27 protein-coding genes are annotated in these 24,514 nt (G+C 65.2%); 1 reads left to right on the top strand and 26 read right to left on the bottom strand.

Annotated elements, in window-relative coordinates:
- Positions 1-10: 10 nt before the first annotated feature.
- The 21 genes from CJ014_RS27815 to CJ014_RS09245 all read right to left on the bottom strand — a co-directional run bounded on the left by CJ014_RS27815 (position 11) and on the right by CJ014_RS09245 (position 15,608).
- Complete coding sequence (locus CJ014_RS27815) at positions 11-292, bottom strand: VirB3 family type IV secretion system protein (protein WP_165790803.1); 282 nt, start codon at positions 290-292, stop codon at positions 11-13.
- Positions 292-624: a TrbC/VirB2 family type IV secretion system protein gene (locus tag CJ014_RS27820; RefSeq protein ID WP_165790804.1), complete on the bottom strand. Its 333-nt coding sequence runs from the start codon at positions 622-624 to the stop codon at positions 292-294. Before CJ014_RS27820 ends, CJ014_RS27815 begins: the two co-directional genes overlap by 1 nt.
- Positions 621-1,556 carry a P-type conjugative transfer ATPase TrbB gene (gene trbB / locus CJ014_RS09155; RefSeq protein ID WP_425351908.1) on the bottom strand — a complete coding sequence of 312 codons (936 nt, stop codon included), beginning with the start codon at positions 1,554-1,556 and terminating at the stop codon, positions 621-623. The genes CJ014_RS27820 and trbB overlap by 4 nt, the downstream gene beginning before the upstream one ends.
- Before the next feature lie 190 nt (positions 1,557-1,746).
- On the bottom strand, positions 1,747-2,544 hold the full coding sequence (locus CJ014_RS09160) for an AbiJ-NTD4 domain-containing protein (RefSeq protein WP_100080179.1): 798 nt from the start codon (positions 2,542-2,544) through the stop codon (positions 1,747-1,749).
- Positions 2,545-2,781: 237 nt separating this feature from the next.
- Positions 2,782-3,225 carry a CopG family transcriptional regulator gene (locus CJ014_RS09165; RefSeq protein ID WP_100080180.1) on the bottom strand — a complete coding sequence of 148 codons (444 nt, stop codon included), beginning with the start codon at positions 3,223-3,225 and terminating at the stop codon, positions 2,782-2,784.
- Positions 3,226-3,230: 5 nt separating this feature from the next.
- Positions 3,231-5,213, bottom strand: coding sequence for a conjugal transfer protein TraG (locus CJ014_RS09170; protein WP_100080181.1), 1,983 nt, complete (start codon positions 5,211-5,213; stop codon positions 3,231-3,233).
- 26 nt (positions 5,214-5,239) lie between these two features.
- Positions 5,240-6,979 (bottom strand): relaxase/mobilization nuclease domain-containing protein, encoded by a 1,740-nt coding sequence (locus tag CJ014_RS09175; RefSeq protein ID WP_100080182.1) that lies wholly within the window; start codon positions 6,977-6,979, stop codon positions 5,240-5,242.
- Between the two features lie 243 nt (positions 6,980-7,222).
- Entirely contained in the window at positions 7,223-7,939 is a 717-nt protein-coding gene (locus CJ014_RS09180) for a lytic transglycosylase domain-containing protein (RefSeq protein ID WP_100080183.1), read from the bottom strand.
- A gap of 4 nt (positions 7,940-7,943) precedes the next feature.
- Positions 7,944-8,279 (bottom strand): DUF736 domain-containing protein, encoded by a 336-nt coding sequence (locus tag CJ014_RS09185; protein WP_100080184.1) that lies wholly within the window; start codon positions 8,277-8,279, stop codon positions 7,944-7,946.
- A gap of 67 nt (positions 8,280-8,346) precedes the next feature.
- A complete protein-coding gene (locus CJ014_RS09190) occupies positions 8,347-8,892 on the bottom strand; it encodes a S26 family signal peptidase (protein WP_100080185.1) in 546 nt (181 codons plus the stop codon).
- Positions 8,889-9,410, bottom strand: coding sequence for a DUF2840 domain-containing protein (locus CJ014_RS09195; protein WP_100080186.1), 522 nt, complete (start codon positions 9,408-9,410; stop codon positions 8,889-8,891). The genes CJ014_RS09190 and CJ014_RS09195 overlap by 4 nt, the downstream gene beginning before the upstream one ends.
- Positions 9,407-9,661 (bottom strand): hypothetical protein, encoded by a 255-nt coding sequence (locus CJ014_RS09200; RefSeq protein ID WP_100080187.1) that lies wholly within the window; start codon positions 9,659-9,661, stop codon positions 9,407-9,409. The genes CJ014_RS09195 and CJ014_RS09200 overlap by 4 nt, the downstream gene beginning before the upstream one ends.
- Positions 9,658-10,353 carry a ParA family partition ATPase gene (gene parA / locus CJ014_RS09205; protein ID WP_100080188.1) on the bottom strand — a complete coding sequence of 232 codons (696 nt, stop codon included), beginning with the start codon at positions 10,351-10,353 and terminating at the stop codon, positions 9,658-9,660. The genes CJ014_RS09200 and parA overlap by 4 nt, the downstream gene beginning before the upstream one ends.
- Entirely contained in the window at positions 10,350-11,510 is a 1,161-nt protein-coding gene (locus CJ014_RS09210; RefSeq protein ID WP_100080189.1) for a replication initiator protein A, read from the bottom strand. The genes parA and CJ014_RS09210 overlap by 4 nt, the downstream gene beginning before the upstream one ends.
- An 18-nt stretch (positions 11,511-11,528) precedes the next feature.
- Complete coding sequence (locus CJ014_RS09215) at positions 11,529-11,810, bottom strand: helix-turn-helix transcriptional regulator (RefSeq protein WP_100080190.1); 282 nt, start codon at positions 11,808-11,810, stop codon at positions 11,529-11,531.
- A 136-nt stretch (positions 11,811-11,946) separates the two neighbouring features.
- The gene (locus CJ014_RS09220; RefSeq protein ID WP_245427217.1) at positions 11,947-12,522 is read right to left on the bottom strand and encodes a DUF2285 domain-containing protein; all 576 of its coding nucleotides are present in this window, start codon (positions 12,520-12,522) and stop codon (positions 11,947-11,949) included.
- Positions 12,413-12,772: a transcriptional regulator domain-containing protein gene (locus tag CJ014_RS28165; protein ID WP_342588534.1), complete on the bottom strand. Its 360-nt coding sequence runs from the start codon at positions 12,770-12,772 to the stop codon at positions 12,413-12,415. The genes CJ014_RS09220 and CJ014_RS28165 overlap by 110 nt, the downstream gene beginning before the upstream one ends.
- Before the next feature lie 65 nt (positions 12,773-12,837).
- Positions 12,838-13,110 carry a DNA -binding domain-containing protein gene (locus CJ014_RS09230; RefSeq protein ID WP_100080191.1) on the bottom strand — a complete coding sequence of 91 codons (273 nt, stop codon included), beginning with the start codon at positions 13,108-13,110 and terminating at the stop codon, positions 12,838-12,840.
- Positions 13,111-13,212: 102 nt separating this feature from the next.
- Positions 13,213-13,464 (bottom strand): helix-turn-helix domain-containing protein, encoded by a 252-nt coding sequence (locus tag CJ014_RS09235; protein WP_100080192.1) that lies wholly within the window; start codon positions 13,462-13,464, stop codon positions 13,213-13,215.
- Positions 13,465-13,790: 326 nt separating this feature from the next.
- Positions 13,791-14,192 (bottom strand): single-stranded DNA-binding protein, encoded by a 402-nt coding sequence (locus tag CJ014_RS09240; RefSeq protein ID WP_100080193.1) that lies wholly within the window; start codon positions 14,190-14,192, stop codon positions 13,791-13,793.
- Between the two features lie 762 nt (positions 14,193-14,954).
- Entirely contained in the window at positions 14,955-15,608 is a 654-nt protein-coding gene (locus CJ014_RS09245) for a TetR/AcrR family transcriptional regulator (protein ID WP_100080194.1), read from the bottom strand.
- A 188-nt stretch (positions 15,609-15,796) separates the two neighbouring features.
- Between CJ014_RS09245 and CJ014_RS09250 the strand changes: the two genes are divergently transcribed.
- Positions 15,797-16,402 (top strand): cytochrome b, encoded by a 606-nt coding sequence (locus tag CJ014_RS09250; protein WP_133121830.1) that lies wholly within the window; start codon positions 15,797-15,799, stop codon positions 16,400-16,402.
- A gap of 118 nt (positions 16,403-16,520) precedes the next feature.
- On the opposite strand, the gene CJ014_RS09255 is transcribed toward CJ014_RS09250, so the two are convergent.
- The 5 genes from CJ014_RS09255 to CJ014_RS09275 form a co-directional block, all read right to left on the bottom strand.
- Entirely contained in the window at positions 16,521-17,453 is a 933-nt protein-coding gene (locus tag CJ014_RS09255) for a DUF2493 domain-containing protein (protein ID WP_100080370.1), read from the bottom strand.
- 374 nt (positions 17,454-17,827) lie between these two features.
- Entirely contained in the window at positions 17,828-18,865 is a 1,038-nt protein-coding gene (locus CJ014_RS09260; protein WP_100080196.1) for a DUF7146 domain-containing protein, read from the bottom strand.
- Positions 18,865-23,214 (bottom strand): strawberry notch-like NTP hydrolase domain-containing protein, encoded by a 4,350-nt coding sequence (locus CJ014_RS09265; protein ID WP_100080197.1) that lies wholly within the window; start codon positions 23,212-23,214, stop codon positions 18,865-18,867. The genes CJ014_RS09260 and CJ014_RS09265 overlap by 1 nt, the downstream gene beginning before the upstream one ends.
- Positions 23,215-23,372: 158 nt before the next feature.
- On the bottom strand, positions 23,373-24,017 hold the full coding sequence (locus tag CJ014_RS09270) for an antitoxin of toxin-antitoxin stability system (protein WP_100080198.1): 645 nt from the start codon (positions 24,015-24,017) through the stop codon (positions 23,373-23,375).
- Complete coding sequence (locus CJ014_RS09275; protein ID WP_100080199.1) at positions 24,010-24,426, bottom strand: hypothetical protein; 417 nt, start codon at positions 24,424-24,426, stop codon at positions 24,010-24,012. Before CJ014_RS09275 ends, CJ014_RS09270 begins: the two co-directional genes overlap by 8 nt.
- Between the last annotated feature and the right edge of the window lie 88 nt (positions 24,427-24,514).

Genomic DNA, 24,514 nt, shown 5'->3' on the forward strand with positions numbered 1-24,514 from the left:
CGCATCTCCCTCAGACCGATAGATGACCGGGGATGCGCAGATGCCGTCTTCCCACTTCGACGAACAGCGGATCTCGCCGGGCAGCCCAGACGGCAGCGAAATGCCCGACCACCCACAGGGCGAGGCCGACCAACCAGAGCCGCAGCCCCAGGCCGACGGCGCCGGCCAGCGTGCCGTTCAGGATAGCGATGGCGCGTGGCGCGCCGCCGAGCAGGATGTGCTCGGTCAAAGCCCGACGGACGGGAATGGTGAAGCCCGGCACGTCGGCGGCTTGTTCGAAAATGCCCGCCATCAGATCAGCACTCCGCCGCCGAACGAGAAGAACGACAGGAAGAACGAGCTGGCCGCGAAGGCGATGCTGAGGCCGAAGACGATCTGGATCAGTCTCCTGAAGCCCCCGCTCGTGTCGCCGAAGGCCAGCGTCAGGCCGGTGACGATGATGATGATCACCGCGATGATCTTGGCGACCGGCCCCTCGACAGATTCCAGGATCTGCTCCAGCGGCGCCTCCCACGGCATGGACGAGCCGGAGGCGTAGGCACTTGGTGCCAGGACGAGGCTGGCATAGGTGAAGGCGACGACCGCCGCGATGCGGCGGCGGAAGCGGGCGGCATGCTGGATCATGAGACTTCTCCTGTTGACGGCGGGCAAGCGGGGATGACGCGGTAGTCGCCATCCGGTCCGAGGCCGTCGATGCGGGCGAGTTCGGCAAGGCGACGCTGGGAGCCGCGACCGGCGAGCACCGCCACGAGGTCGATGGTCTCGGCGATCAGCGCCCGCGGCACGGTGATGACGGCTTCCTGGATGAGCTGCTCCATCCTTCTCAGCGCGCCGATGGCGCTGCCGGCGTGGATGGTGCCGATGCCGCCGGGATGGCCGGTGCCCCAGGCTTTGAGGAGATCGAGGGCCTCGGCGCCGCGCACCTCGCCGATCGGGATACGGTCAGGGCGCAGGCGCAGCGACGAGCGAACCAGATCGGAAAGCGACGCCACGCCATCCTTGGTCCGCATCGCGACGAGGTTCGGTGCGGCGCATTGCAACTCGCAGGTATCCTCGATGATGACGACGCGATCGGCAGTCTTCGCCATCTCGGCGAGAAGCGCGTTGGTGAGCGTGGTCTTGCCAGTGCTGGTGCCGCCAGCAACCAGGATGTTGGCGCGGGTGGCAACGCCCTGTCGGAGAGCGACCGCCTGATCCGCCGTCATGATGCCGGCGGCCACGTAATCGTCGAGCGTGAAGATCGCGGAAGCGGGCTTGCGTATGGCGAAGGTCGGAGCCGTCACGATGGGGGGTAGCAACCCCTCGAAGCGTTCGCCGCTCTCCGGCAACTCGGCGGAGACACGCGGCGAGCTGGCATGAACCTCGGCGCCAACATGATGGGCCACCAGGCGGATAATGCGCTCGCCGTCGGTCGGCGACAGGCGCTCACCGGTGTCGGACAGCCCCTCGGACAGCCGGTCGATCCAGAGCCGCCCGTCCGGGTTGAGCATCACCTCGACGACGCCGGGTTCTTCCAGGAAGCGCGCGATCGCTGGACCGAGAGCGGTGCGCAACATGCGCACGCCGCGGGAGATCGCCTCGGATTGCTGGAGGGTAGCGGTCACGTCGTCCCCGTTCTGGCGCGGGCCCGTACGACAGACGGCCCTGGATCGGGGACGATTAAGAAAGCCAGAAGTTAGGCCGATTCAACAAGGATTCATCGGCGTAGTAGCATGGCGTGCAAATACAGGAGATCGGCGGTCCAGACTAAGGAATCTCGTCGTTTCTCCGAATCAAATAGACACCGAGAGCACAGGCCAAGCTCACCACCAATTCGGCTTCTGACGCGCTTGGATCTCGCCCCTCACGAAGGTGGCGTCCTCGCTCGGACGCATAGCCCCAAATCTTGGGGAGTGCTTGATCCAGGGGATTTGGCAGATTCAGGCGAGGAATCAACTCGCCAAGCGTCGGCTTTGGTTGACCGGTAACGTGCCGAGCAACGCACTCCAGAGCGGCCATCGAATGCTGAATGGCTCCAGTTCGGTCCGGCTCAGGTCGGCGAGAAATATCCTTGAGCGCCTCTTTGATTTCTGTAGCAGCAGTCTGCCTTTCTGTCGCCGTGAACAGCTTTTCCGCTTCGTCGGTGAGAGCAGTGAATGTGGCGTCACCTCGGTAGACGATACCATTCGGTGACTTCAGTTCCCAGCCAATCCCTTTGTCCTTGAATAAGCGATTGAGTTCGTTTTGGAACAGGTCCTGATGCTCAAAATCATATTCGAGATTGCGCCATAACGTTTCCGCGATATCGTACACTTTGTACCACTCGCAGCTTCGCAGCAATCGTAGAACTTCATCCCAGATGTTTGGGTATTCGGACCAGTTGCTCTGGTCCGGCGCTTCGAAGAGAACACTGCAAATGATATGTCGGATGGTTGATGGCTTCATCCCGGCGTTTCGAGCGATCGCTGCGACGCCGAACCGAAGTTCTTCAGGAGCGGCTTCCCGGAGCATGATTTCCGGCTCGGGACCACCGAAGCCATGTCGGTCGGAGAAATAGCGGCTCACGAATGCCCCCTTAAGATTCTCTGGGATGTAGGTTACCGTAGACGGAACCCCAAGCGGTGGATTTAATGCTGACAATGTTTTTTTTGGGGGGGGGAAGCTTGCCAGGGCGGCCAGCGAGACAAAAGCTAATGCCTTCGCAAATCCGAGAATGACCTTCGGCTGGGAGCAAGGTCAATAGAATGTCGCTTTTAAGCGCCGCAGCCCCTAATAGCTGCTCTGGCGTATATCCACCTTGACCTATTCTCCTTGTGGCGAAACATCCTCTGCGATCTCCTGCTGAAGCTTCGGTCCTTTGGCGAGGCGGCGACCGAGCGCCGTCACGAAGGCATCGTAGCGCTCGCCGGCCTTGGCGCGGGCAGCGTGCGCAGCCGGCTCGGGCAGCGCCGGCGTGGTAGTGAGCCAGAAGCGAATGAACACGGCCAGGCTCTCGACAGCGATGCCCAGGTCCCGTTCGAGTCGAGCCATGCGCCGGTCGAGCTGATCAAGGCGCTTTGCCAGCACCGCCTCGCGGCGCTCGGCCGCGTCGGGCGACAGAAACGAGGCAATGGCGGCCTCGGCGATCATGGACTGCGGTAGGTTCCGGCGCGCCGCGTGGTCGGCCAGCATCGCCAGGACGTCCGGGGCGAGATAGACGGAGATCTGCGCCTTCTTCCGGCGCGGGCCGTGATTGTGATCCGACATGGCCGTCAGAGCTCCATGCCGTCGTTCGGATCGAGCGAGACCTGCCGCGCCACGCCCTGCATCATGCGGTTCATCCGGCTGTTGCGGACGGCGTCATCGTCGACATCGTCGACGGGGTCGATCTCGAATTCGTTATCGATCGGCGCCTTCTTCTCGACCGGCTTGACGCGGGCAAGTTCGGGCTGACGGCGGTGCTCGGATTCGGTGGTGTCCTCCTCGCTGGTCTCGGCCGAGGCAGCGGCAAGAACTGCTGGCCGCGGCGGCAAGGGGAGTGCCGTCCAGTCGTCGGGCCGCCCTTGCGTTGCTGCGGTCAAGGCCGGCGGCGGCAGGATGCGTTCCTTGAAGCGGGCGTCCTCGTAGTAGCGCGCCTTCTTGGCGCGGATCGGCGGTGTGCCGGCGACCATGACGATCTCGTCGGCGGGCGGCAGCTGCATGATCTCGCCGGGAGTGAGCAGCGGCCGGGCGGTCTCCGATCGCGACACCATCAGATGACCGAGCCAGGGGCTCAGTCTGTGGCCGGCATAATTCCGCATGGCGCGCATCTCGGTCGCAGTGCCGAGGGCGTCCGATACGCGCTTCGCCGTCCTCTCGTCGTTGGTGGCGAAGCTCACCCGGACGTGGCAGTTGTCGAGGATCGAGTTGTTGGGACCGTAGGCTTTCTCGATCTGGTTCAGCGATTGCGCAATCAGAAAGCTCTTCAGCCCATAACCGGCCATGAAGGCGAGCGCCGACTCGAAGAAGTCGAGGCGGCCAAGCGCGGGGAACTCGTCGAGCATGAGGAGCAACCGATGGCGGTCGGCCTTGGCCTGCAGATCCTCGGTGAGGCGTCGTCCGACCTGGTTGAGGATCAGGCGGATCAGCGGCTTGGTGCGATTGATGTCGGAAGGCGGCACCACGAGGTAGAGCGTCGTCGGTTGCTTGCCGCCGACGATGTCTCCGATCCGCCAGTCGCAGCGCCGCGTCACCTCGGCGACGACGGGATCGCGGTAAAGGCCGAGGAACGACATGGCGGTGGAGAGGACTCCGCTTCGCTCGTTGTCGGATTTGTTGAGCAGTTCCCGGGCGGCGCTGGCGATAACGGGATGCGGCCCGGCGGCGCCGAGATGCGCCGTCTTCATCATCGCTCCCAGCGTCGACTCGATCGGCCGCTTCGGATCGGAGAGGAAGGCGGCGACGCCGGCGAGGGTCTTGTCCTCTTCGGCATAGAGGACGTGCAGGATCGCACCGACCAGGAGCGCGTGGGAGGTCTTCTCCCAATGGTTCCGCTTCTCAAGGCTGCCTTCCGGGTCGACCAGGATGTCGGCGATGTTCTGAATGTCCCGGACTTCCCACTCGCCGCGGCGCACCTCGAGCAGTGGATTGTAGGCCGAGGATTTGGCGTTGGTCGGATCGAACAGCAGCACGCGACCGTGGCGGGAGCGGAAGCCGGCGGTGAGTTGCCAGTTCTCGCCCTTGATATCGTGGACGATCGCCGAGCCCGGCCAGGTCAACAGGGTCGGAATGACGAGACCCACGCCCTTGCCGGAGCGGGTCGGGGCGAAGCACAGCACATGCTCCGGCCCGTCGTGGCGGAGATAGTCCCGATCGTAGCGGCCGAGCACCACACCCTCTGGCCCGAGGAGTCCTGCCGCCTTCACTTCGGCTGTCTCGGCCCAGCGGGCGGAGCCGTAGGTCTCGACGTGTCTGGCCTCGCGCGCCCGCCAGACCGACATCAGAACCGCAACGGCGATCGAGATGAAGCCGCCGGAGGCGGCGATGTAGGCGCCTTCGACGAAGATGGACGGCGCATAGGCGTCATAGAAATACCACCACCAGAAAAAAGCGGGTGGTAGGTAAAATGGCCAGCCGAGGACAACGAACCATGGCGGCCCGAGTTGCGCCTGGAAGGCGAGCCGCCACGCGACATATTCGGTGGCACCCCAGGTCGTCGCCAGCACGATCAGCAAGACAGTGAGGATTTGACCCCAGAGGATTTTGGTGGCCGACATGGTGGCGGTCCTTTCCAGATGAGCGGCTAGAGGCCGAGGCCCCGCTTTCGGCCGAAGCTCCAGTCGACGCCGCCGTCGGCGCGAGCGATGCCGGAGACGTGCCTGCCGAGCTGCTTTTCGAGGGAGGGGGTCCAGGGGACGAGCTGGAAGCCGAGGCCGTCGTCGATCATGGCGAAGCGGCCGGAGGCGAGCGCAAAGCGCTGACGATAGATGCCGGCGACATGCTCGCCGCTGCCTGCACGGTTGACGGGCTGGCCTGTCTCGGCGGCGAGCGTCTCACCCAGTTCGTCCAGCTCCCGGCGGCGCAGCGTGTCGATCAGGTTGCGGGTGAAGGTGATGCGCTGGCCCTGCCGCTCGGCGAGGCGCTGTTCAATGAGGTGCCCGGCACGGCGATCCAGTGCCTGCCGTACCTCGGCACCGAAGCCGCTGTCGGAGAGCGCGGCAGGCTCGCGGGCGATGTTCTGCCGGTCGAGCCAGGTGGCGCCCGAGGCGGTGATCTGCCGCTCGATATCGAGATCGGAGCGGACGGCGAGCGCCACCCGGCGCTGCCCACGCGCGTCGTCGAACCGACGCAACTCGACAATCGATCCGGGCGCGCTGTCGCCGGCCGCATCGAGGTCCGGCAGCCTGACGTGGTGGGTGCGGCCGTCGACGCCGTCGACCACGGCATAGGCGGTGCCGTTGAGCTCGTCATCGAGGCCGCGTCCGACCAGCCGGCCGACGATCGGAACCTCGAGGCTTTCGCCCGCCAGCACATAGCTGGCCGACCCGCGTTCGATGCCACGCTCGGTGAGCGCCCGGTGCATCCGCTTGATGATGTCGCCCCGCTCGCCGAGCTCGCGCAGCACCGTCTCGGCTTCCGGCTTGACGACCCATTGCGCGTTGCCAACCTGGCTCGCCACGCCAAGCGCTTCGAGCTTGCGCAAGCGCCCGACCTTCAGGGCGTGGAATTCGTCGGGCCGCGCGCCGGCGGGCGGCGCGAGGTCGATGATGCCGGTCTCCTTTCCATCCCGGACAAGCTGGCGATCGAGCTGGGTCCAGCGCTCGGCCGCGATCTGGCGCTCGAGCGCGCGGCGGATGTCGAGGTCGGTGCGCGGTCCCAACTCCTGGGTGATGAGATCGCGCGCCCGGTCGCGCATCCCCTCCTTGATGTAGTCGCGCGCGATGACGAGGTCCTGGCCGTCGTCGCGCACACCGCGCACGATCAGGTGGACGTGCGGATGCTCGGTGTTCCAGTGATCGACCGCCACCCAATCGAGGCGGGTGCCGAGATCCTTCTCCATCTGGCCGGCGAGATCGCGGGTGAACGATCTGAGGTCGGCCATCTCCAGCGCGTCGTCGGGTGAGACGATGAATCGGAAATGATGCCGGTCGTCTTGGCACCGTTCGGCGAAGGCGTCGGCATCGGCGGTCTCGGTGCCCGGCCCGAACAGGCGGGTCTTTTCTCCGTCGCGGGTCACACCTTCGCGGCGCAGATAGGTGAGATGGGTGCCGAGCGGCGCGGAGCGCACCGTATGGCGAACGACACGCGCCTTGATGACGGCGCCGCGGGAGCGCGCGGTGATCAGGCGGTTTGCCTGGATGCTGGCGCGCTGACCGTGACCGAAGCGCGAGCGGTTGCCGGGCACGATCCGCCCGGAGCGCGACGCGCCGCCGCCCGCCTTCTTCGCGGCCGCCAGCGCCTGCGCGATGAACGGCTTGGCGCGCTGTGCGCCGGAGGAGCGGATGCGGCCGGGACGGACGCGGAACTCGCGCTCATCGGCCATGATGCGGCTCCGCAAGGTGCAGAATGTCTCGTGGATATAGAAACTTGAGTAGGCAGGGCACATTGCCGCCGAAGGTGGCAATGTGCGAAACGCGTGAGAAAATCCAACGAAAACAACCGACCGACCGGCGCGCAATGTGCGCGGTTTTATCCTGCCCTCGTGCGGTTGCGTTGCCTGCCCCCTGTCTCTGCGCCCTCCATGCCACGCCCGAGCCCGACAGGATGCGAATGGGCGGCAATGTGGTCATGGAACGGTCCTTCTCATTGAGCGCGCCACGAACAGGCCGCCGGACTGCGGCACGATGGCGGACGCATCGCTTATTGCGGTTGCGGTAGGCGTGTCGTTCGACGAACGTCCGGCCGGCACGGGATCGGCAGCAGGCGTGCGGGCTGGCCGCATGATGAACAGCGGCGCGCGGGTCCAAGCGAGTGGATCGGCCGCTGTGACAACGATCGGCCCCGCCATGTCACCACCGTCGATCGCCGGCATCACGGTGGCGACGTAAGCGCGGGTTTCGGGCGGAAGAGGACGCCCCTTCAGCGACGTCTCATAGCCGCCAGGGCCTGCGTTGTAGGCCGCGATCCAGCCCGGCGATCCGTAGCGATCGAACAGCTCCCGGATATAGGCGGCGCCGGCGATGATGTTGTCGCGCGGATCGTGGGCGTCGTCGCCGAGACGATGGCGGATGCGCAGCTCAGCCCACGTCTCGGGCATGATCTGCATGAGCCCGATCGCACCCTTGGGAGAAATCGCGCGCGGATCGCCGTTGCTTTCCGCGCGTATCACCGCCCTGATCCAGGCGGCGGGAAGCTCGAAGCGCTGCGCCGCCTCGGCAATATGGTCGGCAAAGGGATCGCGGGCCGACGGCCGAGCGATCGGCATCGCCTGCACGAAAGCCGTCGTCGGTGGAACACTCGCGAGGGCCAGGCCGGAAAGGAGAAGGAGGGCGGCGCAGCGCATGGCGTCAATCCTTCCCGTCGCGCCTCTGTGGGCGGCTCCAGTGCAGCGACCAGGCATTGCCGGCGGCGGTGTCGCGGAACAGATTGGCGCGGATCGGCTGCGGGAGCGCGGGGTCGTCGATGACCAGCGCGATGTAGTCGCCGGCACGTTCGCCGGTGCGCTTCCAGCCCGCGCCGATCTCGGGGCCTTCGTCATCGCCGAGATGAAGCCGATAGTCCGGCGCGTTCTCGGTGTCGGACGGCTCGGCCGGAAAGAGGGTCACATCCCGGTCAAGCGAGAAGGTCTGAATGCGCCCGGCGAAACCCTTCGACACGCGCGTGAACTGACCAATCTGCGGCATGGAAATCTCCTCTATGCTGGTGGTGGAAGGAAGTCGGCGAGCCCCGCACGCGCTGGTTCAGGGGGCGTCACAGCGTTGGCGCACGCCAGACGAAGCGGCCGTCGTCGTCTTCGTCGGTGTAGAGCGGCATCGCCCGGCCGATGACGGCGCGAGCCGGAAGCGGGCCGAAGTAGCGGCCGTCGAGGCTGTCGCGGACATCGGGGTTCATCAGGAACAGCTCGCCGTCCGCGAGGCGGCGGCAGCCCTGCCAAACCGGCAGAGCGCGGCCCGTCCCGTCGCGGTCGAGCGCGTCGCCGAGGGGCAGACCGTCGACCGTGATACTGCGGCCGATGCGGCAAACCTGTTGCCCCGGCAGCGCCATAACGCGCTTCAGGAGCGGCACGCCGCGGCCGATATAGCCGCGCTCGACCATGAAGTCGGCGAGCGGCTTCGGCGGCGTCACCGCGACCAGATCGGTGATGTCGAGGTCGCCGATCGGCTCGATCTCGTAGAGGCCGATCGGGGCACTGGCCGAGGTGTTCCACACGAACCTGAGCGACGTGGGAACGAAGGAGGCGACGGCGACGCCCATTACCGAGAAATACGTCACCATGACGTAGCCGAAGCGGGTCATCTTTCGACCTCCCGCCGCTGGAGCCACGCCTGATGGCGCGCCAGTGTGTAGGCACGTGGCGCCTCGCCGGCGCGCATCCGGTTGTGGACGTGGCGCCAGTGATCGGGGGCGACCTCGCATGCGTCGATGCCGGCGGCCTCCACCGCGTCGATATGGCGGAGCACCTGCTCGACCTTCGGCCAGCCTTCGATCTTCAGCAGGATGTCGCCGCCGGGGCGCACGAACGGCAGCGTCTGGTACGCTTCGCCCGGCTCGACGGCGCCCACGATGTCGATGCGCGAGATGATGGTGCCGAAGTCGTTGGCTGCCCAGCGAACGAAAGCGAAGATGCTGCCGGATCGGAAGGAGAGGATGCGCCGTCGGCGGTCGAGCACCTGTTCGCGCGCCTCGCGGCCGAACCTGATCCAGTTCTCGATCCGCTTCTCGAGGTGCGTCAGCTCGACATGGGTGAAGCCATCGGCCGGTTGCGTCGACGGCACCGGGCCGCCACGCACGCGGGGGGCCGCGTTGCCGGTCATGAGGGGTCTCCTTCGGACTTTTGGGGGAATTCCCGTGCGAGCAGCCCGCGCAGCATGTCGGCGACGGTGATCCCGCGCCGGAACGCGGCGATCTTGATCCGGCCACGCAGCTCGGGCGTCACGTCGATGGTCAGCCGCGCGGTGAAGTCGGAAGCGTCGCCGTCGCGGGATGAAGCGTCTGCCGCCTTGATCCATTGCTCGGGATCGGCAGGCCGCGCGGCGAAGCCGCGACGGGGCGGGCGGTCGCTCATGGCGTGGCCTTTCCGTCGAGCGGCAGCGCGGCGGCGGTTCGGCCGCAGCCATTCTCCGCCATCGCGGCGTCGATCTCGGTCGCCAAAGCCTCGATCTCGCGTGCGGCCGGCGTATCGTCGTCGAGCTCGCGGACCAGTCGGCCGGATTGCGCCGCTGTCGCGAAGGCGATGCGCTGGCCGATCGTGCTCGCCAGCACCGGCGGGTCATGGTCAGTCAAAGTCTCGGCCGTCTCGCGGGCGAGAATCGAGCGGGCGCCGCAGCGGTTGAGAACGAAGCGGGCGACCAGCTCCGGCCGATAGATGCGTGCTTCCCGAAGAAGCGCGAGCATGTCGGCCGAGGCCCAGCCGTCGAGCGGCGACGGCTGCACGGGGATCAGCACTAGGTCGGCAGCAAGCAGGGCCGAGCGCATGAGACTGGCGACGCGCGGCGGGCCATCGATCATTATATGATCGGCACCGCGGACGAGTTCGGGTGCCTCGCGATGGAGCGTGTCGCGCGCCAGGCCGACGACGCCGAAAAGCCGCGGAAGGCCCTCTCGAGCACGCTGCTGCGACCAGTCGAGCGCCGAGCCTTGCGGGTCCGCGTCGATCAGCGTGACGCGCTTGCCTCTCGCAGCCCATTCCCCGGCGAGGTTCAGCGCCAGCGTCGTTTTGCCGACGCCACCCTTCTGATTAAGGATTGCCACGATCATCGCGTCTCCCCCGAATCGTCGAGAGGACGCCGCGATGCGTCGACAGCATCTGAGGCAGTAAAGCCGCCTTTACGGAAAGACGTATTGCTTCTGTTGGCGGCCGAAGCTGGCCCTTCAGCCCGGCTTCGAGCGGTGTTGGCGATGTTGTCCACATCGCGCGCGCGCTCTTCAAAGTTAGATTCTTGGTTAGACTCTAAGTTAAGGGCGCGATTTTCGTTTTTTCCATCGTGAGTTAGGGCCGGTTTGGGTTCCCGATAGCACGATAGTCGGGTTCCTGATGGCACGATATTGCCGGTTCCCGATAGCACGAGGCCATCCACAGCTTGCCCACCGGGCTCGGACGGCTCGAAGGCGAGCAGCATCCGCCCCCCGATTTCGACCTCGATGAACAGCGTGTAGCCGGGCAGCGGCTGGCGGCGGATGATGTCACGCAGCTCGAAGGCGAAGCGCTTGAACGGCGACAGGCTGCCGGATTTCTGATGGAGATGGCGGAAGTCGAAGCGCCAGCCGTCGTGCTGGCGGCCGCCGTGCTTGCGCACCAGCCGGTAGAGCCAGCGATCGAGCCCGCCGGTGAGGTCGAAATAGGCCCGGTCGATGGTCAGCACGAGCGCATCGTCGAGGACGGCGCGGTAGAACCAGTCGGGCACGATCAGCTCGATTCCGGCGGGTTTGCCGAGACGATCGGTGCGCTCCTGCCACTCGTTGATCCACGAAAAGCGATGGCGGCGGCCTTCCGCAGGCTGGCGGATGGTGGTCGAGACCGTGGTGGACTGGAGCCGGTCGAGCGCAGCCTTGAGGCGCTGATAGTCGCGCAAGGAGGTGCCGCGGCCGACGAAGGTGAGGATTTCGTATGGCGTGGCGGCCATCAGCCGCGAGGTGTTGAGGCCGGCGTCGCGCGCCTCGACGATCTGGCTCGCCGCCCAGATCAGGATGTCGGCGTCCCAGATCGTTGCCATGCCGTGGTCGGGCACGGCCTCGACCCGGATCGCGACATTGCCCGCCGCGAAATCGATTGATGCGGTGCGGTGGGTCTTGGAGAGGGAGAAGAACGGATAGGCCATGAGATCCTGCGCGTCTCGTGGCGCGAAGTCGCCGGGGAGCGCCCGGAACAGCTCGAGTTGCCCGCGCTCCGAGGATGAGCGATGCCGCGCCGTCATTCGGGAAGCCGCCAGCGATCAGCGGACGTAGCGGCCGGGTTGCGGACGGGCGGGCAGCGAGTGGCGTTTCGCCGGCAGCACCTGCCCACGCGGATCGGAGGTGGAGGTGACTGCGCCGCGCGCCGCCCAGGCTTCGAGATCGTCGACCGCATAGACGACGCGGCCGCCGAGCTTGCGATAGGCCGGGCCGGTCCCATAGGTGCGGTGCTTCTCAAGCGTGCGGGCCGAGAGGCTGAGGAATTCAGCAGCTTCCTTGGTGCGCAGGAAGCGCGGCGGCAGAACGGCAAGATCGGGTCGCATGGATCGGGCCTCCGTGGAGTTTCCGGTGGCCGCTGCAGGTCAGCGGCGGACGCTGGCCACGATGGCGGAGCGAGGCCGACGAGTTGTCGTGCGAAATTGGGGGGACCCAAAATCCCACACCGGCCGACGCCGGGGTTCAGCGGCGATGGCGATGACGGAGGAGCTTGCGATAGCCGCCGGCGATCATGGTGCGGGCATCTCGGAGCAGAGACATGACGGCGTGGCGGGCCGAGGACGTCTGCCACTCGTCGCGGCTGATGCTGCCGATGCGGAAGATGACCTGCGCGATCTCCTGCTGGGTGGCGCCGTCGCGCGCGCCATCGAAGGCTTGCAGCATTCGACGTGCTCGCGTCCGTTGCTGGCGGGTCAGGCGCGTGTCCGGGGGAACGACGCGACCATGCAACGCGGCGAGAAGGCGGCCGATCGCTTCCAGACGGTCGAAGCCTGTGATGCCGAGCGGCACTATGGCGACCAAAGGAGCGTCGCCCGCCGCCGCGTCAACCCGCAAAATCTGGATAGATTGGGAATTGCCGAGGTCGTAAAGGCTGTGGGTGCCTTCCTCGTCGATGTTCGACGCGATGACCGAAAGAATCGCACGATCTTCAGCATCCGCTATGAGGATGGCCGGTGCAGACGCAAGGACGATAACGCTCGTGTCTTCCTGCGGCAGCCAGAAGACGGGAGCTGCTGGTGGGGCGAGGAGAGGGTCCACGGGGAAATCGCACCCCCCACCGCTGCCGAATCTTGTCGGTCAGCGATTGCGGGTCGGTGTCGGTCCGCGTCAACGCTTCGAAGTCCCTATCATAGACGTCGTTGCGGCGGAGCCATTCCCAGGCGAGCTCGGATGCGGTCAAGTCCTCGACATGATCATAGCTTGCCGAGGAGCACCAGTGGGATGCGTCGGGCGTCAAGCTGTCCTCCGTCTTCTTGGTCAAAAGACCCACGAAGGAACTAGAATTCACGGCCAGGTTGTTCTTTGGAAGCCCGGCCAGCGGCAACGGGTGGCGCCGCAACGGCAACGCGGCAATCAGTGTTGCTGGCTCTCACGGACCAGTTCGCGATAGCCGTGCTCGGTCATCCAGCGCGCACGGGCCAGATGGGTCTCGTGGATATGCCAGCATCGCGCGGGATCGCACGCAGGATCGAGGCCGAACAAGATCTGGACGGCCTTGCGCCAGTCCGCTCCGGCACGCGCGGAATCGAGCAGGCGCAGGTAGAGAACCATATGCTCGCGGTCATAGGGCGTGAGCGTCTGGCTCGACGGCGGCTCATCCAGAAATTGCAGGGGCGTTCGTCCCATCTCAGCACCGCACCCTTCTTCTTAACTATTTTGTCATCGTCAAAGTACAGTAGCATGAAGAGAACGAAAATAGTCGGGTGAGATACGCACGCCAGATCGGTGCTATCGCCTCCCATGATCGGTCCGGTCATGAAGCAGCAACACGCCTTCGCCCTTGTCCATGGACAAGAGAACGATGCCCGCGGCCTCGAGCGCTCGGCGTACCTGATCGCGCGTCGACTCGTACACCTCGAGACCATTTTCTGATTCGAGGCGCTTAAGTGCGGTCAATGAGATTTGGGCCGCGTCAGCAAGCGTCTCCTGTGTCCAACCCAGCAAGGCGCGCGCGGCCCGTGACTGTCGGGCGGTGATCATCCATGATCACTTCCCACACGGACCTGCACGCACGCCAAAACTACGACTAAAATAGTCGTTCTTAACCGCGCGTGCCAGCGCAAACTGGCCGTATAGCGGGTCGGTAGCGCCGAGAAGGGGCGCGATTCGCGCTCTCTATGGTGGAGGTTCAAGGTGGGCGGGTTTCCCCTTCTCCTTTAGGGAGAGGCATGGGAGGAGCGGTTTGCTCTCCTTTCATGAGGATTTCAGGCCGGTCGATCCGGCCGGGAATCCTAGTTCAAGGCCGCGATCCGCCGCGAACATGAGGAAACCCGGCGGCTTGCGCCGCCGGGCCTTTGGCATCTTGCTCAGAACGGGATGTCGTCGTCGAGATCGCGCTGGTCGCCACCGCTTTCGGTCTGCTTCGCCCGGCTCAGGAAGTCCACCGTCTCGGCGATGATCTCGCATCCATAGCGGTCGTTGCCCTGCTGGTCGGTCCATTTCGTGTAGTGGATGCGGCCGCGGACCAGAACCTTCATCCCCTTCTCGCAATACTGCTGGATCGTCTTGCCGAGGCCGTTGAAGGCGGTGATGCGGTGCCATTCGGTGTCCTGGACCCGGTAGCCGCGCTCGTCTCGGACGACCCTGCCTTCCGAATAGCGGGGCCGCGAGGTGGCCAGGGTGAAGTGGGTGATGGCGGTGCCGCCCTGGGTGTTGTGGGTTTCGGGGGCCTGGCCGATGTTGCCGGCGAGAATGACGATGTTCTGCATTGTAAGTCTCCGTTGCTCCTCGGAGGGACCAATCCCTCCGACGAGACCCGGCCAAAGCCGTCGGGAGACGCCTGCACTGACGCCTCGGCGTCAGCTCGACCCCCAAGGTCGGAGTGGTGCGGGCAGGTGCTTTGCGCCAACTCGGTCCGAAACCGCGGGGGTTGCGGTCGGAAACCGAACGGACTTAGGGGATCAGTCAGTCGGAGGGATTGGTGCCTTGGAGAGCCCCAAAGGGGACGCACAGCAGAACCCTCGTCCTTGCCGGCGACAGCGCCGACAGGTCCTATCCCGAAACTCGCCATGCCGGGCGTGCCCGCAAGAACCCCTTCACCGGCCGCCTTGTGCCGCCCGCCGGAAGGCAGGTCGGGACGAGCCTGAACGGCTGCCGGGCTCCAGCGACATGGCACCGCTGCCGCCTCGATGGCTGAAGGTGTGATCCGGCGGATTGCGGGTTTGGGAAGATGAAGGTGCTCGCGGCTATAGGCGATGACGCACAGCGCGATCGTCAGGGAGATGGCAAGCAGGATCAGCGTCATGGTAGCCTCCGCATGAACGGTTGAGGATCACGACAGGCTGCCGGGAGATACGCTCCGCCTGCGACTATGCCAATTCGCCGTTGCTGCATATTGACTCACTTCGTCGCTATATGGCAGTTTTCAAAAAACACTCCACGAATTAGTGGATTCCACACAAATTATATAAAGTATAAAATATAACAAATCATTCCGGCATTCACCGAACAGTTAATAGTATACACAGGCATCATATAATAAAACCACACATCCGTAGCGCTAAATTGATCCGTTGCAACATCAGCTTGCGCGTAAGCCCACTCGCCTTGCCGAATAAGGCTTGCAGGTGAAGATCTCCCATGGCCACCCCAAAGAGAGCTCCAGTAAGCTGCCTAATGTCGACAAGTCCGGAATCAAGCTGTTCGTGCCCAAGGCGCATTACAGCAGAAGCTAAGTAAGCCTGCCCCTTCGCCATCACACGCTCGTAGAATTCATCTACAAGCTGAGGTGCCTGCTCGGCCTCTGAAATCAGGATCCGTGTCAGGCGAACTTGACGAGGCGACAACACAAACTCAATAACCGCAATTAGCCGATGGCGCAGCTCAGTCAGCGGATCGGCGGCCGGTGTGGCGTCTATATCCGCCCAGGGAAAATCATGGGCAGCGACTATAACGGCCGCCAATACATGCCGTTTATCCGGATATAGCTCATACAGCGACTTCTTCGACATTCCGGCGGTGCGCGCAATTTCCTCCATTGTGGCTGCGCCGTAGCTCTTTGCTACAAATACCTGTTCGGCCGCCTGAATAATACGCCCAATGCGCTCTTGCTGAGAGACGGCAGGGCGTCCCGGCCTTCCCTTGCCGGGGTTGTGATCGACAGGACTCGATGTGTGGCTTGACATTTTAGAACGGCATCGTTTATTTATCCTAATTACAGAACGGTATCGTTTTTAAATCCTTGGCGCAAGTCGGTTGAGCTATGTCTCGCGGCAGTGGAGCGACTTATTGTCATAACGGCTCTCCTCGACGCTTTCGTCATCGATTCAGTGCCTATCCCAGCGGTTCAACAGCGTGACCGGATTGCTATAAATTGCAGACCGGCGAGGTGGGTGTGATGATTATGATTGACGACATTAAACGATATAGTGGGCTCGCCATTCTGTTTCACTGGATCACAGCCGCCTTATTCCTCGTTTCGTATATATCGGTCTATTATCGCATTTGGTTTACTACGCTAGGTGAACCCGACAATCTCGCCGCGATCCGCGCGCACACCTTCGCCGGGGTGCTGATCGGAGTCATCGCCGTGCTCCGGCTGATCTGGCGCAAAGTCTCGCCGCCACCGGAACTCCCGCAAGGCGCATGGATAGAGCATGCCGCGGCTAAGGCGGTGCACTATGTGCTCTATATCTTCATGGTCTTCATGCCGGTTACCGGCTATCTTGGCTTACGTGCACCGCTCGGTTGGCTGCCAACGCCGAAATTCGAGGATACTCTGCTCTACCGTTGGTTCGTTACTGAATGGCTTGGGCTTACCTGGGAGGAATGGGAAGCACCGGTCGACTGGATGCACCACACAGCTGGGGCTTTCGTAGTCTGGGTTCTGATCTCAATTCATGCAGCGGCGGCACTTTATCATCATTACATTAGGAAAGACGAAGTCCTGTCGAGAATGATCCCTCGCATGCCCAACTAGTGAAATCGATCAATCTCGCAATCAAAGGGCGCATTGGCGATTAAGGCCGGTGCGCGGCGGAATCATTGTTCTTCAAGTAGTACGGCAAATTTATCTCCAAAAGAGCATTGACGGCGCTTTACGCGCCGCCATCGAACTTCATGACGGGAATGCCGAGCTTCTTCGCCTTGTCCGCAAGGTTCTCCTGAATGCCTGTGCCGGGGAAGACAAGGACGCCGACCGGCAGGACGTCCAGCATGGCGTCGTTGCGCTTGAACGGCGCGGCCTTGCCGTGCTTCGTCCAGTCGGGCTTGAAGGCGACCTGCGGCACCTTGCGGGCATCCGCCCAGCGGGAGGCGATCAGTTCGGCGCCCTTCGGCGTGCCGCCGTGCAGCAGCACCATGTCGGGGTGCTTGGCATGGACCTGATCGAGCTTCGCCCAGATCAGGCGATGGTCGTTGAAGTCGGCACCGCCGGTCACGGCCACCTTGGGGCCGGCGGGCAGCAGCACCGCGGTCTCGGCCCGGCGCTTCGCGGCAAGGAAGTCGCGGCTGTCGATCAGCGCCGAGGTGAGATGGCGATGGTTGACCATCGAGCCGGTGCGCGGCCGCCAGGGCGTGCCGGTGTGGTGCTCGAAGGCTTCCGCCGAGAGGTCTCGGAAGAGTTCCATGCTGTTGCGCCGCTCGATCAGGGTCTGCCCCTCCGCCGTGAGGCGCTCGAGTTCGACCGACTTCACCTCGCAGCCGTCCTGTTCGCGCTGGAGGCGGCGCTGCGCCTGTTCGTTGTCGTCGAGCTCGCGTTCCACCCGGTCGGCGGCGCGGTGGAAGAGGTTGACGGCGCCCCAGAGCAGATCGTCGAGGTCGGGTTCGAGGCGGGTTTCGCCAAGTGTGGCGACGAGGGCGTCGAAGATGTCTGCGACCGCGGCGGCGATCTTCTCGCTTTCCGGCAGCGGCCTCGGATCAGGTTCGTCCTGGAACGGACGCCAGCCATAGAGCTGGAGCTCAGTGAGGAGATGGCCGGTAGGGGATGAGGTGTGGACGGGCTCGAAACCTACGTCATCGTCTTCGTTCATCATCGGGAGCGTCCTTCGTCTGGAGACCGCGACCATCGCGGCCTTCGCAGGCGTCGAAGCTCACAGGCGGGACGGCCTGGCAGCCCTCGCGCTTCCGCGAGGGCCTTGATGGCCAAGCCCGGCTATTTTGTTTCGCGATGCAAAGGCGGGGCGAGACGGGGTCCCCACGCGACCTGTCGCGTGGGGTGGATTCCCCGCCGGCGGAAAATAGCCGGAGCGCCGCGCCATTGCCCGGCCGGCCCGTTTGTGAGCCGATCGCCCTCTCAGAAGGCCATGGGCGCCGCTCTCTCTGACAAGGAAGGATGCTCACGGTGATGAGCGGAGGCGGCAGGTGGAGACGCCCTGGGGCCGCGCCTCGTCCCCCGCCGCTCTCCTCACGCCTCCATGAATCGGCTGACGTCTTCGGGACGAAGCTGATCCTTCAGGGCCGCCCGGAGGGCGTCGACGCCGCGCCAGCGCAGATCTTCGTTGAAGTCGTCGCCGACCGGCGACACCGGGATCGCCTCGATGCCGACGCTCGCTGCTCTGGCGATCAGGCTGTCCCTCGCACCGTCACCGGCCGGGTCGCGATCTCTGAGGACATAGAGCCTGCGCAGCGTCGCCGGGAACAGGATGGCGGCGAGGTGGGCGGCCGAAAGTGCTGCCAGCATCGGCATGTGGGGCAAGACCTGGCGGGGCGACAGCACGGTCTCGATGCCTTCGCCGGCCGCCAGCACCTCACCGGCCACGCCGAAGCGGACGCTGTGCCCGAGAAGGTCACCCATCGCCCGCCTCGGCGTCTCGACAGGCGCCTTGCCCGAACCGTCGAGGGCGAGCCAGGTGCGGTGTGCGCCGGTCTGCCGTCCGGCAAGATCGGTGACGGAAGCGACCATCGCCGGCCAGATCTCGGTGGGCGAATGCTCATCGGGCCTGTAATAGCTGCGCGGATGGAAGCGCAGCGCGGCGGTGCCGGAGAGCGACGTGATCGCCCGCCCGTTGAGGTAGATCTGCGCAAGCGTGCCGCCGATCGGCTGTGACATGGCGAACAGTCGCCGCGACGCTTCGGGCGAGCCAATGGCGATGCTCGATGTCCTGCCGGTTGGCGTTCTCGTCTTTTCCGGCTCGGGGTGCGGCAGGGAGAGGAACCGCCGCGCTTCCTCGGTCACGTCCTTGAAATCGACAAGGCCGAGCGTCTCGCGGATGACGTCGAGAAGGTCGCCGTGCTCCCCGGTCGCAGCATCGGTCCATTTTCCCGCCGGGCCTCTGGCGGTGTCGCGAAGACGGACATAGAGCGACCGGCCGGGGGTGTTCTGGACATCCCCGACCAGCCAGTAGTTTCCCGAGCGACGGCCGGAGGACAGATATGCGCGGCACACCGCCTCGGCCTGTCGGCCGAGACGATGCGCCAGATCGGAAGCGTCGTGACGGAACATCACGCCGCCTCCCGCTCGCCGATGCGCTCGACCGGCCAGCGATCGAGCACGCGGGCGAGCACGGCCGGGCCGGAAGCGTCGGCCGGCACGAACATGCGCAGCTTCCAGGAGATGATCTCATGGAACAGGCCGTAGGCGGTCAGTCGCTCGCGCATCGTGTCCGTGAAGCCGGATAGCTCGATGCGGTTGGCGGCCATGACGCGCACCCGGCGAAGCTGGAGGCCCTCGGCGAGATCCAGGATCGTGTGGCCGTCCATCAGCGCCGCGAAGGCGTCGTCCGGCGAGAGCGACGGTGCGCCGGTCGTGGTCGCATGGGCGGCCCAGGCGGGCGAGACACGGCGGCCGATGATCCGCTCGCCCGCGTCGGTCTGAAGCCGATAGACGCGGGTGGATTCGTTCGGCAACCGCTTCCAGATCGGCAGCAGCAGCCCCGTGACCATGTGCAGGGTCGAGTCGGAAAACTCCGGCACCTCCGCGATCTCGGCGTTCCAGGCCGTCGCGAAGGCGTCCCGCCCGGTCTCGGCCCAATGGGTCTCGCCCATCATCTTGACCGGGACGTTGTGCGCCTCCGTCGGCCGGATCAGCCGGACGCGACGCTCGATCTCGCCGTCGTCGAGCATGACGCTGGTGGTCGGAATCTGCACGGCGGCGCGGCCCGACCGCTCGTTGACGAGGAGCTTCGCGCGCGGATCGTCGAGATGGCCGAGCGCCTCGGCGAGCGTGACCGGATGGTTGCGCCGGCGTTCGGTGATCGTCAGCAGACGGGTCTCGGCACCGGTGCGCGGATGGGTGTAGATCGTCTGGCGGTCGGTGACGACGAAGCTCTCGGCACGCAGTGTTTCCAGCCCGGCGTCATAGGTGCCGGAAGCGATGGCGCCCTCGATCTTCGCGGCGAGCAACTGCTCGAATGCGCCGAACAACACGCCCTGGAGCGCGATGGTCAATGCCAACAATCTGTTCAGGAAGGTGGTGATGCCCGGCAGTTCGTCCTTGATGCCGTTTGCGTCCATCAGCGTGAGGCCGGTGGCCGCCTCGAAGCGTTCAAGCGAGCAACCTTCGATCTTACCGCGCATCAGCAGCAGGTAGAGCTGGCGCAGCGCGTCACGCGCATAATGGCTCTCCAGGTTGTCCTCGGGCCTGAAGAGGCCCTGGCCGCCCGTCTGGCGCTGGCCACGCGTGATCGCGCCCAACGTGTCGAGGCGGCGGGCGATCGTGCTGAGGAAGCGCTTCTCGGCTTTCACGTTGGTCGAGATCGGCCGGAACAGCGGCGGCTGCTTCTGGTTGGTCCGGTGTGTGCGGCCAAGCCCCTGGATGGCGGTGTCGGCCTTCCAGCCGGCTTCCAGCAGGTAGTGGACACGCAGCCGGGTGTTCCTCGCCGACAGCTCGGCGTGATAGCTGCGGCCGGTGCCGCCGGCATCGCTGAACACCAGGGCGCGCTTCTGGTCGTCCATGAACGCCTGAGTCTCGGCCAGGTTGGCCGAACCAGCGCGGGTCTCGACGACAAGGCGGTCAACGGTGACGCCATTGCCCGGCTTGCGGATGATGCGACGCGACCGACCCGTCACCTCGGCCACCGTGTCGGTGCCGAAATGCTGGATGAGCTGGTCGAGCGCGCCTGGGACCGGCGGCAGGCTCGCCAGATGGGCGATCAGTTCGTCCCGCCGGGCGACCGCCTCGCGGCTCTCGACCGGCTGGCCGTCCCGATAGACGGGGCGCGACGACAGATTGCCCTCAGAGTCGGTGAACGGCTCGTAGAGCTGGGTCGGGAAGGAATGGGCGAGATAGTCCAGCACATATTCGCGCGGCGTGATGTCGACGCGGACGTCGTTCCATTCCTCGGTGGGCAGCTCCGCCAGCCGGCGCTCCATCAGCGCCTCGCCGGTGGAGACGATCTGGATGACGGCCGAACGGCCTTCTTCCAGATCCTTGGTGATCGACCGGATCAGGGTCGGGGTCTTCATGCTGGTCAGCAGATGGCCGAAGAAGCGCTGCTTGGCGCTCTCGAAGGCCGAGCGGGCGGCGGACTTGGCTTGCCGGTTCAGCGTGCCGGACGATCCGGTGATGTTGGCGGCCGCCATCGCCGCATCCAGATGGTTATGGATGATAGCGAAGGCTCCGGCATAGCTGTCGTAGATGCGGGTCTGCCCCGGCGTCAGCTCGTGCTCCACCAGCTCGTATTCGACCACGGCGAAGGAGAGCGAGCGGGCGGTGTAGAGCCCGAGGGCGCGCAGGTCGCGGGCGAGAACCTCCATCGCCGCAACGCCGCCGCCCTCGATGGCCTCGACGAACTCGGCTCGCGTGGCGAAGGGGAAATCCTCGCCGCCCCACAGGCCCAGGCGTTGCGCGTAGGCAAGATTGTGGACCGTCGTGGCGCCGGTGGCAGAGACATAGACGATGCGGGCGTTCGGCAGGGCGTGCTGGAGGCGAAGCCCGGCGCGGCCCTGCTGCGAGGCGGCGACGTCGCCGCGCTCGCCCTTGCTGCCAGCCGCGTTCTGCATCGAATGCGCCTCGTCGAAGATCACCACTCCATCGAAATCGGAGCCCAACCATTCGACGATCTGCTTGACCCTGGAAACCCTTGTCCCCCGGTCGTCGCCCCGTAGCGTGGCGTAGGTCGTAAATAGGATGCCTTCCGACAGCGTGACGGACTTGCCTTGCGGGAATCGGCTGAGCGGCGTGACCAGAAGCCGTTCCATGCCGAGGGCCGACCAGTCGCGTTGCGCGTCCTCCAGCAGCTTGTCGGATTTGGAGATCCACACCGCCTTGCGGCGGCCCTGCATCCAGTTGTCGAGGATGATGGCGGCGGACTCCCGGCCCTTGCCGACGCCAGTGCCGTCGCCGATGAAGAAGCCCTGCCGGAAACGGACGGCCCCCTTGGCGTCCTCGGGCGCGGCGCTGACGACGTCGAGCGTATCGTCCACCGTCCAGGCGCCGACGAGATGGTCCGAATGGGCTTGCCCGGCATAGATGACGGTTTCGAGCTGAGCGTCGGACAGCAGGCCGAGAATGGTCTTCGGCAGATGCGGCCGATAGCTGGGCTTTGGCGGGGCGACGCTCGCCATGGCCGCCGACTGCACGAGCTGGGTCGGGTGGGCCTGAGAGCCGGGAATACGGATGACCTGAAGTCCGTATTCCTCATAGATGGCGTCAGTGATGTGGCCGCCTTCGGCCGCCTGCCAATCGACAGTCTCGTAGTTGAGCGGCACGACCTCCGGCTCGGCCGGCGACACCGGGCGCGCGGCTTTCGCGCTGCGATTGACATAGCCGCGCACGGTGCGAGGTGCAGCGACTGCAGATGCGGCGATCGGGATACCGGGCAACTCGACCGGCAGCCGAGCCGGAACCCGCACGTCGATCCACGCCATCAGCGTCGCGGTGTCCGGCGCGACGCCGGGCGTGGCCGGAAAGACGGTCGGATCATCGGCGGGCAGCTTGTCGATGACGGTCAGCCGCGTTGGAAAGGTCGTGCCGTGCTTGGTATAGACGGAGCCGTCGATCGCGGCGGAGAAGACGACGCGGCCGCGCTCCTGCAAACGGGCGAAGGCCGGAGTCCAGGCCGGATTGTCGGGTGCGAAGCTGGCGCCGGTGATCGTGACCAGCCGCCCGCCGGGAGCGAGGCGCGCCAGCGCCGAGGCGACATGGCGGAAGGCGGCGTCGGCCACGCGGCCCTCGACATGGGCCATGACCGAGAAAGGTGGATTCATCAGCACGACGCTGGGGACCAGGCCGGGATCGAGATGGTCGTCGATCTGGGCCGCGTCGAAGCGGGTGACGGGCAGAGCCGGAAACAAGGAGGACAGGAGACCGGCGCGCATTTCGGCCAGCTCGTTGAGCACGAGCGCGCCGCCGGCGATCTCGGCCAGGATGGCGAGCAGTCCGGTTCCGGCCGAGGGTTCGAGCACACGGTCGGCCGAGGTGATGGCGGCGGCCGTCGCCGCGACCAGGCCGAGCGGGATAGGAGTCGAGAACTGCTGATAGGTCTGCGCTTCCTCGGAGCGGCGTGTATGCGTCGGCAGGAGGCCGGCGATCTTCGCCAGCAGCGGCAGGCTCTCGGCCGCCGAACCGGCTTTGCGGAAAAGCGCCTTTCCGTACTTGCGCAGGAACAGGACGGTCGCGGCCTCGCAGGCGTCGTAGGCTGTTTTCCAGTCCCAGGCGCCGGTGGCATCGGAAGCACCGAAGGCGATTTCCATCGCGCCGCGCAGCGTGGCGGCGTCGATACGCTGTCCGCGCTCGAGATGAGGCAGCAGCAGGCCCGCCGCCGCGAAGACGAAAGCTGCGGTGTCGGTGTCGGAGGCAAGCGGAAGCGGCGCGGAAGCCGGAGCCGCCGCGGATGCGGAAATCATGTTCATGGGAAGGGCCTCGGGAGAGCACGACGGGATCGAGCCGCGCAGCGCTCTCTCTCGACCGCACAGGCTCAAACCCGTCCCGGCCCCCTCTGCCTCTCAGAAGGCGAGCCGTGGCTGACATGACAAAAGCGCCCTGCCGTAAGGCAGAGCGCTTGTCGGGATCAGCCGAAGCGGCGTCCGGCTTCGGTGAAGGTGTATTCGTTGGCGGTGATCGCCTCGTCGACAGCCTCGTCCGAGGTCAGGTAGTCGTATTCACGCTCGAGCTGCCGGTAGAGCCAGCGGGCGAGGTCGCGCAACGCCTCAATCATCACTTCCTCCGCGCCGGCGGTCATGTCCTGACGGGTGGGACTGTCGCGCTCGACCGAAATCGCCATGCAGTATTCGTGATAATAGTGTCCACGATGGCTGGCCTCGGCGTGAAGCTGGTAGAAGTTGCGGCGCTGGACGGACTGAAGAGCATCGGTGATCCGGTGAAGCTCGGTATCCTGCGGCGCGTAGTTCCTGATCCGGCGCGGGGCCTCTTTTCGGAAGGAATAGAAGGTCTCGAAGCAGGCGCCGTCGCCCTGGCTCCAGAAGCCTCGGAACCAGAGGCAAGGCTCCTGCCGGGTGCCGCCGCCATAGAGGCGCACGGTGCGGGTCTTGAGGTGAAGGCCGAGGATTTCGGCGACGCGCCGGAAGTCCTCATAGACTGAATCATACCAGTCGTAGCCGAAGCTGCCTTCGCGATACCAATCGCGGGCCTTCTCCTTGGCAGCGTCGGACAGTTCATCGAACTGATAGACCGTGGTTTCGATGACCTTACTCATCGGGATCGCCTCCATCGAGAAGCTGGGCGAGCCAGCCATCGGTATAGGTCCAGGCGACCGTCTCGCCGGTGGCGAGGTCGAGGACGTGCGCGCCACCGCCAAAGCCGTCGGGACGCGGCCGCGAGCAGGTGTTGGCATATTGGAAGCCCCAGCGGCCCGTCAGGCCGAACTCGGCGGCGCAGATCTTCACGAACTGGATCAGGCGCTCGGGATCGCCGGTGACGTCATCGTGCATCCAGAGCTGGGTGCCACCGTGTTCAGGCTGGATCGAGAGAAGGAAGCCTTCGGACGGCGGCTCCTCGGAGGCGCCTTCCTCCGAGAGCTTGTTGTAGAGGTCGAGCGCGCGAGCGGCATTCTCGGGCGTGCCGACATCGAGCAGGCACGAGAAATGAGTAAAGTAGTCAGCCATGTCAGGCCCCTGAAACGAAAAAAGCCCGGCGCGGAGGCCGGGCTGCTGATGGAAGGGAAAGGCGTGGGACGATCTGAACCGCCCCACG

The organism is Pleomorphomonas carboxyditropha (assembly GCF_002770725.1).
Classification (GTDB): domain Bacteria; phylum Pseudomonadota; class Alphaproteobacteria; order Rhizobiales; family Pleomorphomonadaceae; genus Pleomorphomonas; species Pleomorphomonas carboxyditropha.